Source organism: Streptomyces albus subsp. albus (genome assembly GCF_000719865.1).
GTDB classification, from domain to species: Bacteria; Actinomycetota; Actinomycetes; order Streptomycetales; family Streptomycetaceae; genus Streptomyces; species Streptomyces albus_E.
Window position 1 is genome coordinate 82,621 of sequence record NZ_JOID01000004.1, and the last position, 15,013, is coordinate 97,633.

11 protein-coding genes and 1 riboswitch are annotated in these 15,013 nt (G+C 74.0%); of the genes, 8 read left to right on the forward strand and 3 right to left on the reverse strand.

Translation table 11 applies throughout. The annotated features are described in order from the left end of the window. Window positions 1-74: 74 nt before the first annotated feature. Window positions 75-2,528, reverse strand: coding sequence for a DNA gyrase/topoisomerase IV subunit A (locus tag IF83_RS0105045; protein WP_030542798.1), 2,454 nt, complete (start codon window positions 2,526-2,528; stop codon window positions 75-77). Between the two features lie 202 nt (window positions 2,529-2,730). On the opposite strand from IF83_RS0105045, the gene IF83_RS0105050 reads away from it, so the two are divergent. From IF83_RS0105050 to IF83_RS0105065, 4 genes are all read left to right on the forward strand, one after another. After that, window positions 2,731-4,110 (forward strand): M16 family metallopeptidase, encoded by a 1,380-nt coding sequence (locus IF83_RS0105050; RefSeq protein ID WP_167343571.1) that lies wholly within the window; start codon window positions 2,731-2,733, stop codon window positions 4,108-4,110. Beyond that, entirely contained in the window at window positions 4,107-5,495 is a 1,389-nt protein-coding gene (locus IF83_RS0105055) for a M16 family metallopeptidase (protein ID WP_030542800.1), read from the forward strand. The genes IF83_RS0105050 and IF83_RS0105055 overlap by 4 nt, the downstream gene beginning before the upstream one ends. 337 nt (window positions 5,496-5,832) lie before the next feature. Beyond that, window positions 5,833-6,055: riboswitch (cyclic di-AMP (ydaO/yuaA leader) on the forward strand. A 14-nt stretch (window positions 6,056-6,069) separates the two neighbouring features. Then, on the forward strand, window positions 6,070-6,867 hold the full coding sequence (locus IF83_RS0105060; RefSeq protein ID WP_030542801.1) for a M23 family metallopeptidase: 798 nt from the start codon (window positions 6,070-6,072) through the stop codon (window positions 6,865-6,867). A 221-nt stretch (window positions 6,868-7,088) separates the two neighbouring features. Next, window positions 7,089-7,796: a GntR family transcriptional regulator gene (locus IF83_RS0105065; RefSeq protein ID WP_030542802.1), complete on the forward strand. Its 708-nt coding sequence runs from the start codon at window positions 7,089-7,091 to the stop codon at window positions 7,794-7,796. A 420-nt stretch (window positions 7,797-8,216) separates the two neighbouring features. On the opposite strand, the gene IF83_RS0105070 is transcribed toward IF83_RS0105065, so the two are convergent. Continuing rightward, a complete protein-coding gene (locus tag IF83_RS0105070; RefSeq protein WP_030542803.1) occupies window positions 8,217-8,498 on the reverse strand; it encodes an HPr family phosphocarrier protein in 282 nt (93 codons plus the stop codon). 298 nt (window positions 8,499-8,796) lie between these two features. Between IF83_RS0105070 and IF83_RS0105075 the strand changes: the two genes are divergently transcribed. The 4 genes from IF83_RS0105075 (at window position 8,797) to IF83_RS0105090 (ending at window position 14,264) form a co-directional block, all read left to right on the forward strand. Then, window positions 8,797-11,625 carry a bifunctional acetate--CoA ligase family protein/GNAT family N-acetyltransferase gene (locus tag IF83_RS0105075; RefSeq protein WP_030542804.1) on the forward strand — a complete coding sequence of 943 codons (2,829 nt, stop codon included), beginning with the start codon at window positions 8,797-8,799 and terminating at the stop codon, window positions 11,623-11,625. An 83-nt stretch (window positions 11,626-11,708) separates the two neighbouring features. After that, window positions 11,709-12,302, forward strand: a complete 594-nt coding sequence (locus tag IF83_RS0105080) for a DUF5998 family protein (protein WP_030542805.1) — start codon at window positions 11,709-11,711, stop codon at window positions 12,300-12,302. After that, complete coding sequence (locus tag IF83_RS0105085) at window positions 12,302-13,498, forward strand: alkaline phosphatase family protein (protein ID WP_030542806.1); 1,197 nt, start codon at window positions 12,302-12,304, stop codon at window positions 13,496-13,498. Before IF83_RS0105080 ends, IF83_RS0105085 begins: the two co-directional genes overlap by 1 nt. A 79-nt stretch (window positions 13,499-13,577) precedes the next feature. Continuing rightward, entirely contained in the window at window positions 13,578-14,264 is a 687-nt protein-coding gene (locus IF83_RS0105090; protein ID WP_030542807.1) for a thymidine kinase, read from the forward strand. On the opposite strand, the gene IF83_RS0105095 is transcribed toward IF83_RS0105090, so the two are convergent. Then, complete coding sequence (locus tag IF83_RS0105095; RefSeq protein WP_030542808.1) at window positions 14,239-15,000, reverse strand: VOC family protein; 762 nt, start codon at window positions 14,998-15,000, stop codon at window positions 14,239-14,241. The two genes, IF83_RS0105090 and IF83_RS0105095, sit on opposite strands and share 26 nt — an antisense overlap. Between the last annotated feature and the right edge of the window lie 13 nt (window positions 15,001-15,013).

The following is a 15,013-nucleotide window of genomic DNA, read 5'->3' on the forward strand; positions in this document are numbered from 1 at the left end:
CCCGCGCCCGGAACCCCGGGCGCGGGCCGATGAACGGGAGAACGCGCGGGAGACGAGGGACGCGCGCCGCCCCCCTACACCGGTCCGGCGACGACCGTGACCGGCTTCGGCAGCGGCATGCCCGAACCGTCCCGGCGCGGATCCGGCTCCGGCAGCTCCACCGGGGCGCCCGAGGAACCGGCCGCCCGGGGCGGCGTGGCGCCGGCCCATGCGAAGACCAGCCGGTCCTCGCCCTTGAGGAAGCGCTGGCAGCGCACCCCGCCGGTGGCCCGCCCCTTGCGCGGGTACTGGTCGAACGGGGTCAGCTTCGCCGACTGCTGCGCCGACGCGTCGAGCGTGCCCTGGGCGGCGCCGGCGACGGTGAAGACCGCGGCGTCACCGGCCGGGTCCACGGCGCCGAAGAAGATCACCTCGGCCCCCTCGGGCAGCTTCACCCCGGCCATGCCGCCCGCCGCGCGGCCCTGCGGCCGTACCTGGGAGGCCGGGTAGCGCAGCAGCTGCGCCTCGCTGGTGACGAAGACCAGGTCCTCGTCGCCCGTGCGCAGCTCGACCGCGCCGACAATCCGGTCGCCGTCCCGGAGGCCGATGACCTCCAACTCCTCCTTGTTGGCCGGGTAGTCCGGCACCACGCGCTTCACCACGCCCTGTCGCGTGCCGACGGCCAGACCGGGGGAGCTCTCGTCGAGCGTGGTCAGGCAGATGAGCTCCTCGCCCTCGTCGAGGGTGAGGAACTCGGCGATCGGCGCACCCCCGGCCAGGTTCGGGGCGGAGGCCGTGTCGGGCAGCTGCGGCAGGTCGATCACCGACAGCCGCAGCAGCCGCCCGGTGGAGGTCACCGCGCCGACGTGGCCGCGGGCCGTGGCCGGGACGGCGGAGACGATCACGTCGTGCTTGACGCGCTTGGTGGAACCGCCCTCCAGCGGCTCGCCGCCCGCCGTGCGGGCCAGCAGGCCGGTGGAGGAGAGCAGCACCCGGCACGGGTCGTCGGCCACCTGCAGCGGCACCGCCTGCACCGGGGCGTCCGCCGACTCCAGCAGCACCGTGCGCCGGTCGGTGCCGAACTTCTTCGCCACCGCGGCCAGTTCCGAGGAGACCAGCTTCCGCAGCTCCGCGTCGGAGTCCAGGATGCGGGTCAGCTCCGCGATCTCGGTGTTGAGACGGTCCCGCTCCGACTCCAGCTCGATCCGGTCGAACTTGGTCAGCCGGCGCAGCGGGGTGTCCAGGATGTACTGCGTCTGGATCTCGCTCAGCGAGAAGCGGGCGATCAGCGACTGCTTCGCCTCCGCCGAGTTCTCGCTGGAACGGATGATGCGGATGACCTCGTCGATGTCGATCAGGGCGGTCAGCAGGCCCTCGACGAGGTGCAGCCGGTCGCGGCGCTTGCCGCGCCGGAACTCGCTGCGCCGCCGGACCACCTCGAAGCGGTGGTCCAGATAGACCTCCAGCAGTTCCTTGAGCCCCAGCGTCAGCGGCTGGCCGTCCACCAGCGCGACGTTGTTGATGCCGAAGGACTCCTCCATGGGCGTCAGCTTGTAGAGCTGCGCCAGCACCGCCTCAGGGTTGAAGCCGTTCTTGATCTCGATGACGAGCCGCAGGCCGTGCGTCCGGTCGGTCAGGTCCTTGACGTCGGCGATGCCCTGGAGCTTCTTGGCGCCCACCAGGTCCTTGATCTTGGCGATGACCTTCTCGGGGCCCACGGTGAACGGCAGTTCGGTGACGACGAGGCCCTTGCGGCGGGCGGTGACGTTCTCCACCGCCACCGTGGCGCGGATCTTGAAGGTGCCGCGGCCGGTCTCGTACGCGTCGCGGATGCCGGCCAGCCCGGCGATCCGTCCGCCGGTCGGCAGGTCCGGGCCGGGGACGAAGCGCATCAGCGTGGCCAGGTCGGCGCCCGGGTGCTTGATCAGATGCCGGGCGGCGGCGATCACCTCGCCCAGGTTGTGCGGCGGCATGTTGGTCGCCATGCCCACCGCGATGCCCGAGGCGCCGTTCACCAGCAGATTCGGATAGGCGGCCGGCAGGGCGACCGGCTCCCGCTCCTGGCCGTCGTAGTTGGGCGCGAAGTCGACCGTGTCCTCGTCGATCGACTCCGTCATCAGGGAGGTGGCGGCGGCCATCCGGCACTCGGTGTACCGCATGGCGGCGGGCGGGTCGTCGTTGCCCAGCGAGCCGAAGTTGCCGTGGCCGTCCACCAGCGGGAGCCGCATCGAGAACGGCTGTGCCATGCGCACCAGGGCGTCGTAGATCGAGGCGTCGCCGTGCGGGTGGAGCTTGCCCATCACCTCGCCCACGACGCGTGCGCACTTCACGTACGAGCGGTCGGGCCGCAGGCCCATTTCGTTCATCTGGTAGACGATGCGCCGGTGGACGGGCTTGAGGCCGTCGCGGGCGTCGGGGAGTGCGCGCGAGTAGATGACCGAGTAGGCGTACTCCAGGAAGGAGCCCTGCATCTCGTCCACGACGTCGATGTCGAGGATGCGCTCCTCGAATTCCTCGGGAGGCGGGGTCTTCGTACTGCGGCGGGCCATCGCGGCTGCTGCTCCTTAGGACTTCGAAAACTTCGCTGGGCGGGGTGGTGACGCGGACCATTGTGGACCCCGCCGCGGACAGTGCCGTCCACGACCCGTCCGAACGGCACGGTACGGGAACTTCGCCAGGTCTCCGGCCGCTTGCATACAGTGGCAGCACTCATCATCTCCGCACCCCTCACCCGCGATCGAAGGGACGTACATGCCCATGGGTCACACGGCCACCGAGAAGGCCGGGTCCGGCGGCCTGACAGCGACGGAGCACCGGCTGGCCAACGGTCTGCGCGTGATCCTCTCCGAGGACCACCTGACCCCGGTCGCCGCGGTCTGCCTCTGGTACGACGTCGGCTCCCGCCACGAGGGCCAGGGCCGCACCGGCCTGGCACACCTCTTCGAGCACCTGATGTTCCAGGGCTCCGCGAACGTGAAGGGCAACGGCCACTTCGAGCTGGTGCAGGGCGCCGGCGGCTCGCTCAACGGCACCACGAGCTTCGAGCGCACCAACTACTACGAGACCATGCCGGCCCACCAGCTCGAACTCGCGCTCTGGCTGGAGGCCGACCGCATGGGCAGTCTCCTCGCCGCCCTCGACGAGGAGAGCATGGAGAACCAGCGGGACGTCGTGAAGAACGAGCGCCGTCAGCGCTACGACAACGTCCCCTACGGCACGTCGTTCGAGAAGCTGACCGCCATGGCCTATCCCGAGGGCCACCCGTACCACCACACCCCGATCGGTTCGATGGCCGACCTCGACGCCGCCTCCCTGGAGGACGCCCGGAACTTCTTCCGGACGTACTACGCGCCGAACAACGCCGTCCTCGCGGTCGTCGGCGACATCGACCCCGAGCGGACCCTCGCCTGGATCGAGCGCTACTTCGGCTCCATCCCCGGCCACGACGGCAAGCAGCCGCCGCGCGACGGGGCCCTTCCCGACATCATCGGCGAGGAACTGCGGGAGGAGCTGCGCGAGGACGTCCCGGCCCGCGCCCTGATGTCCGCCTACCGGCTCCCGGAGGACGGCACCCGCGCCGCCGACGCCGCCGATCTCGCCCTGACGGTCCTCGGCGGCGGGGAGTCCTCCCGGCTGTACAACCGGCTGGTCCGCCGGGACCGCCTCGCCGTCGGCGCGGGCTTCGGCCTGCTGCGGCTGGCGGGTGCCCCGTCGATGGGCTGGCTGGACGTCAAGGCGTCCTCCGGGGTGGAGATCCCCGCCATCGAACGGGCGGTCGACGAGGAGCTGGCCCGGTTCGCGGAGGAGGGCCCGACGCCGGAGGAGATGGAGCGCGCCCAGGCGCAGTTGGAGCGCGAGTGGCTGGACCAGCTGGCCACCGTCGGCGGCCGTGCCGACCAGCTCTGCCGCTACGCCGTCCTCTTCGGTGACCCGCAGCTCGCGCTGACGGCGGTGCAGCGGCTGCTGGAGGTCGGCCCCGAGGAGGTGCGCGAGGTGGCGGCGGCGCGGCTGCGCCCCGACAACCGCGCCTCGCTCGTCTACGAACCGGCCGGGCCCGGACAGGGGCCCGGTGACGGGACGGACGGCACCGACGGCACCGACGGCAGCGACCAGAAGGAGGCGGCCCAGTGAGCGACGCCGGCACCACCATGACGTTCCACCCGATGCCGCGCGCCGGGGAGCCCACGCCCTGGGCCTTCCCGACGCCGGAGCGGGACACCCTGCCCAACGGCCTGACGGTGCTCCACTGCCACCGCCCCGGCCAGAAGGTGGTGGCCGTCGAGATCAACCTGCACGCGCCTCTGGAGGCCGAGCCGGAGGGCACCGAAGGTGTCGCCACGATCATGGCGCGCGCCCTCTCGGAGGGCACCGACCAGCACACCGCCGAGGAGTTCGCCGCCGAACTGGAGCGCTGCGGCGCCACTCTGGACGCCCACGCGGACCATCCCGGCGTGCGGGTCTCCCTGGAGGTCCCGGCCTCCCGGCTGGCCAAGGCGCTGGGGCTGCTCGCGGACGCCCTGCGGGCCCCGGCCTTCCCCGAGGGCGAGGTGGAGCGGCTGGTCCGCAACCGGCTCGACGAGATCCCGCACGAGCTGGCCAACCCCGCCCGCCGGGCCGCCATGGAGCTCTCCAAGGAGCTGTTCCCGGCCGCGTCCCGGATGTCCCGGCCCCGCCAGGGCACCGAGGAGACCGTCGCCCGCGTGGACGCCGCCGGCGCGCGCGCGTTCTACGAGACGCATGTCCGCCCCGCCACCGCTACCGCCGTGATCGTGGGCGACTTCACCGGCATCCCGCTGGCCGAGGTCCTCGCCGGCACCCTGGGCACCTGGACCGGCGGCACGGCCGAGGCCCGCCCCGTGCCGGCCATCACGGCGGACGACACCGGCCGGGTCGTCATCGTGGACCGGCCGGGCGCGGTGCAGACCCAGGTCCTCATCGGCCGGGTCGGGCCCGACCGGCACGACCGCGTCTGGGCGGCCCAGGTGCTCGGCGTCTACTGCCTCGGCGGCACGCTCACCTCCCGCCTGGACCGGGTGCTGCGCGAGGAGAAGGGCTACACCTACGGCGTGCGCGCCTTCGGGCAGGTGCTGCGCTCGACGCCCGAGGGCACCGGCGCCTCGCTGCTGGCCATCAGCGGCTCGGTGGCCACCGACGTCACCGGCCCGGCCCTGGAGGACACCTGGCAGGTGCTGCGCACCCTCGCGGCCGGCGGGCTGACGGACGAGGAGCGCGATGTGGCCGTGCAGAACCTGGTCGGGGTCGCGCCGCTCAAGTACGAGACCGCCGCCTCCGTCGCCGGGACCCTGGCCGACCAGGTCGAGCAGTACCTTCCGGACGACTTCCAGGCGCAGTTGTACGCCCGGCTCGCCGAGACCGGCACGGTGGAGGCCACCGCCGCCGCGGTCAGCGCGTTCCCGGTCGACAACCTGGTGACGGTGCTGGTCGGGGACGCCTCCGCGATCGAGGAGCCGGTCCGGGCGCTCGGCATCGGGGAGGTCAAGGTCGTCAGCGGCTGAACGAACGGGCCGCGTCCGGGCGTTCGGGACGCGGCCTGCCGCACGCACGGCCGTGACGGACCGTCAGAACTGGCGGTCCGTCACGGCCGTGCGCGGTGCTGGGCCGGCACACGGCCGGCAGGCGGGCGGAGAGCCGGGCGGAGGGCCGGGCGGAAGTGCCGGTTCCGCCCTCGCGCGCGGCGGGGAGCGCCGCCCTTTGGTCCCTTTTGCCGTCGTGCGGGCGTTCTCTCCTGTGGTCTCCGCAACAAAAAGCCGGTTTTGTTTGGCGCGGCGGAGCCGTCCGTCTTAGCGTCGGTCCGGCTGTTCGGCCGGGCACTTCGCCGCAAACCGCGGCACCGGACAGTCATCGCCGAGTCCCCATGGCGCGAGCCAGGGGAGCCGGGGACCCTCCTTCCCGCACCTCACCGGTGCGGGACGGGCCCGCACCACACCGCCCGCGGCGGTATGGCAACGGCCCGGTCCCTTGGGGTGAATCGGGCGCCTCCTCAGCGGAGGGGCCCGTAGGAGACCTTCCTGCTCCGAACCCGTCAGCTAACCCGGTAGGCGAGAAGGAAGGAAAGGACAGCCGCACCCTATGCCGCTCACCCGTACCACCGGGAAGCACCGCCGTCCGAGCCGTCGCAGCAGCAGCCGCCCCGCGCGCGTCGCCGGCCTGGCCACCCTCGCCACCAGCGGCGTCGCAGCCACCCTCGCCTCCCCCGCGTTCGCCGCGGACGACAGCTCCCGCGGAGCCGCGGACACCGGACTCCGCCAGGCGGTCGTCCTCGACGACACTCTCGGCGAGCGGGTCGGCGACCAGGCCGAGGCCCAGCAGTCCGCCGCCGACGTGGCCGCCGCCATGGAGCGGGCCGAGGCCGCGGCCAAGCGCGAGGCCGCCGAGGCCAAGCGGATCGCCGACGCCCGGGCCAAGGAGGAGCGCGCCGCCAAGGAGCGGGCCGCCCGCGAGGCCGAGCGCAAGCGCCTCAACACCTTTGTGATGCCGGTCGACGGCAGCTTCGTCTCCACCCAGTACCACGCCTCCGGTGCCGCCTGGTCCTCCGGCAGCCACACCGGGATCGACTTCAAGGCGTCCGAGGGCACCCCGGTCAAGTCCGTGGGCTCGGGCACCGTCGTCGAGGCCGGCTGGGACGGCTCCTACGGCAACAGCGTCGTCATCAAGATGAACGACGGCACGTACACCCAGTACGGGCACCTGTCCGCGCTCAACGTCACGGCGGGCCAGACGGTCACCCCCGGGCTGCAGATCGGCCTGGCGGGCAACACCGGCAACTCCTTCGGCGCGCACCTCCACTTCGAGGCCCGCACCAGCGCCGAGTACGGCTCCGACATCGACCCCGTGGCGTACCTGCGTTCGCACGGCGTCTCGCTCTGACACCCGGCGCCCCGCGAGACCCCGGCCCTCCCGGCCGGGGTCTTCCGCGTATCCGGCTCCGCGTCCGGCTCCCGCCCCGGCCGTGGCCGGTTCCTGACCGGATCTCCCACGCCCCAGGGCATCCTCGTCACCATATTCCGCGTCCTGCAATACAGTTCGGGAATGTCGAGCCCTGTGTTCCACGGGAATTCCAGTGGAGGTCCGGAAATGCGGAGGCGGAGATGAACGGTGATGCGCCGCCGGCCGGCCGCCGTATTCCGGCGCACGCGGTGCGCCATGCGATCCGTGACGACATCGTCGCCGGTACCTATCCCTTCGGCAGCCGCCTCACCGAGGAACTGCTCGCCCGCCGCTACGGCGTCTCCCGGGTCCCGGTCCGGGAGGCCCTGCGAGCCCTGGAGTCCGAGGGGTTCGTCACCACGCGGCGGCACGCGGGCGCCTGCGTGGCCGAACCGACGGAGCGGGAGGCGGCCGACCTGCTGGAGATCCGCGCTCTGCTGGAACCGCTGGCCGCCGGGCGCGCGGCGCAACGCCGCACCGAGGCCCATCTCAAGGTGCTGCGCGGGCTGGTGGGGCTCGGCCGGGAGCGGGCGCGTCACGGTCAGGCGGCGGATCTGCGCTCGCTGGACGCCTGGTTCCACGAGACGCTGGCCCAGGCCTCGGGCAGTCCCAGCCTGATCGCCCTGCTCACCCAGGTCCGCCGCAAGATCGCCTGGGTCTACGCGGTGCCGCGGCCGGCCCCCGCGCCAGGCACCTGGTCGGAGCGCGGCGCCATCGTGGACGCCGTCGCGCGGGGGGACGCGGCGCGCGCCCGCGCCCTCATGGCGGCGCACACGGAACTGGCGCCGCCGGAGGGCTTCCGGCTGCGCCCCCGGGCCGCGGTGAGGAATCCGAAACAAACCGTCAACACGGAACGCGTGCAGAATTAACAAAGCGGGGTGGGGAATCGGGGGAGAAAAAGCCGCGAAGGCGGAGAAGGTGAAGAGCGCGCCGGGAGGGGCTTATCGGGGCGGCGGCGCGTAAATCGCGCAGAGGGAGAGAAGCGGCGGCCGGAAGGGCAACGGACCGGCCGGGCCGTGGCCGGACCGGTCCTCCCCGTCCGCTGTCGCGGGGTCTGCGCTCGGGGTGGCGCGCGGGCCGCCGCACGGGTCACAGACGCGGAAGCCGCGGCCGCCCCGAGGGGCAACCGCGGCTCCGCCGCGCGCTGTTGGCCGTTGCCGGCGGCCGCACCGGCATCCCGCGGGCCGAAATCGCCGGGTACGCACCCCGCAGAGCCGGCACCCCGCAGAGCCGGCACCCCGCGGGGCCGGGACTCCGACGGGCCGGGCCCGCGGTCCCGGCCCGCGGCCTCAGACCGTCTCCGGCAGCTCCTCCAGCCCCTCCGCGACCAGCTTGGCCAGCCGGTCGAGCGCGGCGTCCGCGCCCTCCGCCTCGGAGGCGAGAACGATCTCCTCGCCGCCCTGCGCGCCCAGGCTCAGCACCGCGAGCATCGAGGCGGCGTTGACCGGGGAGCTGTCGCCCTTGGCGATCGTCACGGGGACGCCGGAGGCGGTCGCCGCGCGGACGAAGATCGAGGCGGGACGGGCGTGCAGCCCCTCGGCCCAGCCGACGGTGACGCGGCGCTCTGCCATGGTGGTGCCCTTCGGTCGCAGGAACGGGTAATCCGTAAGCCGTAAGTTGTCTAGACCATTCTCGCACGGTGCCGCAAGTGCCCGGACGGGTCCGCGGTCACCGTACCGGCGCACCGCGCCCCGTTCCGGCACCGCCGGGAGGGCCGTCGCGCGGCGCCCGGACGCGTCCGCGCGGCCGCCCCGTACGCACTCCCACGCGCCCCGAAGCACCGCGTACGCGCCCCGGACGCGCCCCGGTCCGCCGCCCCCGGTGCACGGTGCTCCACGCACCGGGCGCCACACCCGTACGCTGGGCCCCATGGAAACGCCGTCGGAGCACGTCTATCCGGCCCACTGGGAAGCCGACGTCGTCCTGCGCGACGGCGGCACCGCCCACATCCGCCCCATCACCGAGGACGACGCGCAGCGCCTGGTCGACTTCTACGAGCAGGTCTCGGACGAGTCCAAGTACTACCGCTTCTTCGCGCCGTACCCCCGGCTGTCCGACCGCGATGTCCACCGCTTCACCCACCACGACTACGTCGACCGGGTCGGCCTGGCGGCCGTCGTGGGCGGGGAGTTCATCGCCACCGTGCGGTACGACCGCATCGACGCCACCGGACGGCCCGCCTCCGCGCCGGCCGACGAGGCCGAGGTCGCCTTCCTCGTCCAGGACGCGCACCAGGGCCGCGGCCTCGCCTCCGCCCTCCTCGAACACATCGCCGCCGTCGCCCGCGAACGCGGCATCCGCCGCTTCGCCGCCGAGGTGCTGCCCGCCAACACCAAGATGATCAAGGTGTTCACGGACGCCGGTTACACCCAGAAGCGCAGCTTCGAGGACGGCGTCGTCCGGCTGGAGTTCGGCCTCGAACCCACCGACCGCTCCGTGGCCGTCCAGCGCAGCCGCGAGCAGCGCGCCGAGGCCCGGTCCGTCCAGCGGCTGCTGGCCCCCGGCTCGGTCGCCGTGATCGGCACCGGACGGCGGCCCGGCGGCATGGGCCGCGCCGTGCTCCGCGGCCTGCTGCACGGCGGCTTCACCGGCCGCGTCCACGCGGTCAACCGGGCCTTCCCCGAGGACCTGGGCACCCTGGAGCCGGAGGGGGTACCCGCCCACCGCACCGTCGGCGCCATCGGCGAGCCCGTCGACCTCGCCGTCGTCGCCGTTCCCGCGGAGTCCGTGCCCGCCGTCGTCGCCGACTGCGGCGAACACGGCGTCCAGGGCCTCGTCGTCATCTCCTCCGGCTACGGCGAGAGCGGCCCCGAGGGGCGCGAGCGCCAGCGCGAACTGGTCCGCCAGGCCCGCTCGTACGGCATGCGCATCATCGGCCCCAACGCCTTCGGCATCCTCAACACCGCGCCCGGCGTACGCCTCAACGCCTCTCTCGCGCCCGAACTCCCGCCGCCCGGGCACATCGGCCTCTTCACCCAGTCCGGCGCCATCGGCATCGCCCTGCTCTCCGCGCTGCACCGGCGCGGCGCCGGCCACATCGGCACCTCGACCTTCGTCTCGGCCGGCAACCGCGCCGACGTCTCCGGCAACGACGTGCTGCAGTTCTGGCACGACGACCCGGCGACCGACGTCGTCCTGATGTACCTGGAATCCATCGGCAATCCGCGCAAGTTCACCCGGCTCGCCCGCCGCACGGCCGCCGCGAAGCCGGTCGTCGTGGTCAAGGGCGCCCGGCACAGCGGCGCCGCCCCCACCGGGCACGCCGTGCCCAGCACCCGCATCCCCGACGCCACCGTCTCGGCGCTGTTCCGGCAGGCGGGGGTGATCCGCGTCGACACCGTGACCGAACTCGTCGACACCGGCCTGCTGCTGGCCGGACAGCCCCTGCCGAACGGACCCCGGGTGGCCATCCTCGGCAACTCCGAATCGCTCGGCCTGCTCGCCTACGACGCCTGCCTCACCGAACGGCTCCGCCCGCTCACCCCCACCGACCTCACCACCCAGGCCACACCCGGCGACTTCCGCGCGGCGCTCGCCGGGGCGCTCGCCGACGACGCCTGCGACGCGGTCGTCGTCACCGCCATCCCCTGGGTCGGCGAGACCGACGGCCCCTCCCCGGACGAGGGCCCGGAGCTGGCCGCGGCCCTGCGCGACGCCGTCCGGGCGGGCGGTACCGGGAAGCCCGTCGTGGTGGCCCATCTGGAGATGGACGGCCTCGCGGCCGCTCTCGGCGCCTCCGGCGGAAGCCCCGCGGCGGGCCCCGGCGTACCCGCCGCGGCGGAGGAGGACGGGGACGCGGACGCCGCAGGCCCCGCGCGCGGATCGGGCATCCCCGCCTACCCCGCGGCCGAGCGCGCCGTCCGCGCCCTCGCCGAGGCCGTGCGCTACGCCGCCTGGCGCCGGACGGCCGCCGAACCGGGCCGCGTGCCCGAGTACGAGGACATCGACGAGGCCGGCGCGGGCACCGAGATCGAGGACCTGCTCACCGCCGCGGGCAGCCGGGACACCCGCAGCTTCCCGCTCCCCGCCGACCGCGCCGCCTCCCTGCTCGCCCGGTACGGCATCACCGTGCGGCCCGCGCTGCCCGCGCCCGACGCGGACACCGCCGCCCGGGCCGCGGCCGTCCTCGGCTATCCCGTGGCGCTCAAGACCACCGCCCCGCATCTGCGCCACCGGGCCGACCTCGGCGGCGTGCGGCTCGACCTCACCACCGAGGAAGCCCTGCGCCGCGCCTACCGGGAGTTCACCGACTTCCTGGGGAAGCCGGAGGAACTGCGCCCCGTGGTGCAGGCCATGGCCCCCCGCGGCGTCGACACCGTCGTCCGGGCCGCGATCGACCCGGCGGCCGGAGCCGTGCTCTCCTTCGGCCTCTCCGGCGCCCCCTCCGAGCTGCTCGGCGACATCGCGCACCGGCTGCTGCCGGTCACCGACCGGGACGCCGCCGAGCTGATCCGCTCCATCCGGGCCGCACCGCTCCTCTTCGGCTGGCGCGGGGCGGACCCGGTGGACACCGCGGCCCTGGAGGAGCTGCTGCTCCGGCTCTCCCGGCTGGTCGACGACCACCCCGAGGTGGTCTCGGTGGAGCTGGAACCGGTCGTCGTCGCCGCGCACGGGCTGAGCGTGCTCGGCGCCTCGGTGCGGCTCGCGGCCCCGTCCGCCGGCCCGGACATCGGGCCGCGGCGGCTGCCCTTCTACTGAGCCCGGCCCGGGGCGGCCGGGCCCGGCCGCCCGGCGGTGCCGCCGTTCCTCGGGGGGTGCCGCCGCCCCGTAGGATGGGGGCCATGGCGAAGACCGGCACGACGACCCAAGGGCTGCGCTCGGCGATCGAGCGCAGCGGTTACTACCCGGCCCTGGTGGCCGAGGCGGTGGAGGCCGCCGTGGGCGGCGAACCGGTCACCTCGTACCTGGTCCACCAGGAGACGACCTTCGACTCCAACGAGGTCCGCCGCCATGTCACCGTGCTGGTGCTGACCCGCACCCGGTTCATCGTCAGCCACACCGACGAGCAGGCCGCCGACGGCACCTCCCCCTCCCCGTACGCGACCACCTCCACGGAGTCGGTGCGGCTGGAGCGGATCTCCTCGGTGGTGCTCAGCCGGGTCGTGTCCAACCCCGAGTCCTACACCCCGGGCACGCTGCCCCGCGAGGTCGTGCTCACCATCGGCTGGGGCGCGGTCAACCGCATCGACCTGGAGCCCGCCGCCTGCGGCGACCCCGGCTGCGAGGCCGACCACGGCTACACCGGCAACTCCACCGCCGACGACCTCAGCCTGCGGGTCAGCGAGGCCGGTGACGGCCCCGACTCCGTCCGCCAGACGCTCGCCTTCGCGCAGTCGCTCTCCGAGGCCACCGTGGCCTCCACCGCCGCCCGCTGATGGCCCAGCCCGCCACCGCCGGCTCCGCCTGGCAGGACCCCGCACCCCTCGATCCGCGCTCCGCGCCCGCGCCCGCCTACGGGCACGGCTCGCTCGCCGAGCTGCTGCCGACCCTGGCCGCCGGGCAGGGCGTCCCGGGCTTGAGCGCCGGCCTCGCCCTGGAGCCGGCCGACCGGAACTGCGTCTTCCTGGTGGACGGACTCGGCTGGGAGCTGCTGAAGGCCCATCCGGACGAGGCGCCGTTCCTGACCTCCCTCCTGGCGGGCTCGGGCGGCGGCACCGGCGGGCCCCTCACCGCGGGCTTCCCGTCCACCACGGCCACCTCCCTCGCCTCCGTCGGCACCGGTCTGCCGCCCGGCGCGCACGGCCTGGCCGGCTACACGGTCCTGGACCCGGCGAGCGGCGCGCTGATGAACCAGCTGCGCTGGCGGCCCTGGACCGACCCGCATCTCTGGCAGCCGTATCCGACGGTCTTCCAGCTCGCGGACGCGGCCGGGATCCACACCTGCCAGGTCTCCGCGCCCGGCTTCGAGACCACCCCGCTGACCCGGGTGGCGCTCAGCGGCGGCACCTTCCACGGCCGGCACACCGGCGCGGAGCGGATGGACCTCGCCGCGGAGCAACTCGGCGCCGCGGGCCGCTCGCTCGTCTACACGTACTACAGCGAGGTCGACGGCAAGGGGCACCGCCACGGCACCGGGTCCGACGAGTGGCTCGCCGAACTCGCCTATGTGGACCGGCTCGCGCTGCGCCTCGCCGAGCAACTGCCGCCCCGCTCGGCGCTCTACATCACCGCCGACCACGGCATGGTCGACATCCCGTTCGACGAGGAGTCCCGGATCGACTTCGACGAGGACTGGGAGCTGCGCGCGGGCGTCGCCGTCCTCGGCGGCGAGGGCCGGGCCCGGCACGTCTACGCCGTCCCCGGTGCCGCCGCCGACGTCGCCGCGGTCTGGCGCGAGGTGCTCGGCGACCGGATGTGGGTGGCGAGCCGCGAGGAGGCCGTCGAGGCGGGCTGGTTCGGCCCCGTGGAGGAGCGCGTGTACGGCCGCATCGGCGATGTCGTCGCCGCGGCCTGCGCCGATGTGGCGGTCACCGCCTCCCGCACCGAGCCCAACGAGTCCTCGATGGTGGGGCTGCACGGCTCCATGACGGCCGCCGAACAGCTCGTCCCGCTGCTCGAAGTACGCTCTTGACCGGTCCCCGCGCGGCGGCTCCCCGCAGGGCCCCGGCGGCGGCCGGCCACGACCCGAACCGAAAGGCCCTCCACTCCCGATGCCCGAACTGGTCTTCTTCAGCGGCACGATGGACTGCGGGAAATCGACCCTCGCCCTGCAGATCGAGCACAACCGGTCGGCGCGCGGCCTCCAGGGTCTGATCTTCACCCGGGACGACCGGGCCGGCGAGGGCAAGCTCTCCTCCCGGCTGGGCCTGGTCACCGAGGCCATCGAGGCGGGCGCGGACCTCGACCTGTACGCCCATCTCGTCGGCCATCTCTCCGCGGGCGGCCGCGCCGACTATGTGATCGCCGACGAGGCGCAGTTCCTGGCCCCCGTGCAGATCGACCAACTCGCCCGGGTCGTCGACGATCTGGACATCGACGTGTTCGCCTTCGGCATCACGACCGACTTCCGCTCCAAGCTCTTCCCCGGCTCCCAGCGCCTGGTCGAACTCGCCGACCGCATCGAGACCCTGCAGGTGGAGGCGCTCTGCTGGTGCGGCGCGCGGGCCACCCACAACGCTCGCACGGTCGGCGGCGAGATGGTCGTCGAGGGCGCGCAGGTGGTCGTCGGGGACGTCGGCCTCTCCGGGGCCGAGACGGGCTACGAGGTGCTGTGCCGCCGTCACCACCGGCGCCGGATGACGTCGGCGGCGGCCCGTGCCGCCGCCCTCTCGCCGGACGTCCTCCCCGTCGACCGCGGTGAACGGGCGGCCGTCAGCGGGCCGTTCGCAGCAGATTGAAGACCGCGCCCTCGGGGTCGGCGACGGTGGCCACCCGCCCGAGCGGCTGGTCGTGCGGCGGCGCCAGCAGGCGGCCGCCCAGGTCGGCCGCCCGGCGCGCGTCGGCGTCCGGATCGGCCGACTCGAAGTACGTCATCCAGCGCGGCCCGTGGCCCCGGACCGGCTCCTCGCCCAGCTCCCGCACCCGGGCCACGGGCTTGCCGTCCAGGGAGAGCGTGATCTCCTCCGGGCCGTTCGCCGCGCTGTCGTGGCCGAAGACCGCCTCGTAGAACTTCGCGGCCGCCAAGTCCTGCTGCTGCAGGTCGTTCCAGGTCTGGGTGCCCGGTTCACCGGAAGCCTGCGCTCCGGCCAGGGCCAGCCCCTGCCAGATCCCGAAGACCGCGCCGAACGGGTCGGAGGCGATCGCCAGCCGCCCCGCGTCCCCCGCGTCCAGCGGGCCGACGGCGACCGTACCGCCGCAGGCCCGGATCAGCTCGGCGGTCGCGTCGGCGTCGTCCGTGGCCAGATAGGTGGTCCAGGCGACCGGCAGCTCGCGCCCGCCCGACAGCTCGCCCACCCCGGCGACCTCGCGTCCGCCCAGCTGGGCGCGGACGTACGGCCCGAGCTGCCGCGGCGCGGGCACGAAGCTCCAGCCGAACAGGGCGCCGTAGAACTCCTGGGTCGCCGCCAGGTTGTGCGCCATCAGGCTCACCCAGCAGGGCGTTCCCGGTGTACGCGGCGTGGCTGGCTCGGTCATCGTCACTACTCTC

Bases quoted from the DNA above. Each gene is read 5' to 3' on its own strand.
- IF83_RS0105045 (WP_030542798.1), bottom strand. From the start codon at position 2,528: ATGGCCCGCCGCAGTACGAAGACCCCGCCTCCCGAGGAATTCGAGGAG.
- IF83_RS0105050 (WP_167343571.1), top strand. From the start codon at position 2,731: ATGCCCATGGGTCACACGGCCACCGAGAAGGCCGGGTCCGGCGGCCTG.
- IF83_RS0105060 (WP_030542801.1), top strand. From the start codon at position 6,070: ATGCCGCTCACCCGTACCACCGGGAAGCACCGCCGTCCGAGCCGTCGC.
- IF83_RS0105065 (WP_030542802.1), top strand. From the start codon at position 7,089: ATGAACGGTGATGCGCCGCCGGCCGGCCGCCGTATTCCGGCGCACGCG.
- IF83_RS0105070 (WP_030542803.1), bottom strand. From the start codon at position 8,498: ATGGCAGAGCGCCGCGTCACCGTCGGCTGGGCCGAGGGGCTGCACGCC.
- IF83_RS0105075 (WP_030542804.1), top strand. From the start codon at position 8,797: ATGGAAACGCCGTCGGAGCACGTCTATCCGGCCCACTGGGAAGCCGAC.
- IF83_RS0105080 (WP_030542805.1), top strand. From the start codon at position 11,709: ATGGCGAAGACCGGCACGACGACCCAAGGGCTGCGCTCGGCGATCGAG.
- IF83_RS0105085 (WP_030542806.1), top strand. From the start codon at position 12,302: ATGGCCCAGCCCGCCACCGCCGGCTCCGCCTGGCAGGACCCCGCACCC.
- IF83_RS0105090 (WP_030542807.1), top strand. From the start codon at position 13,578: ATGCCCGAACTGGTCTTCTTCAGCGGCACGATGGACTGCGGGAAATCG.
- IF83_RS0105095 (WP_030542808.1), bottom strand. From the start codon at position 15,000: ATGACCGAGCCAGCCACGCCGCGTACACCGGGAACGCCCTGCTGGGTG.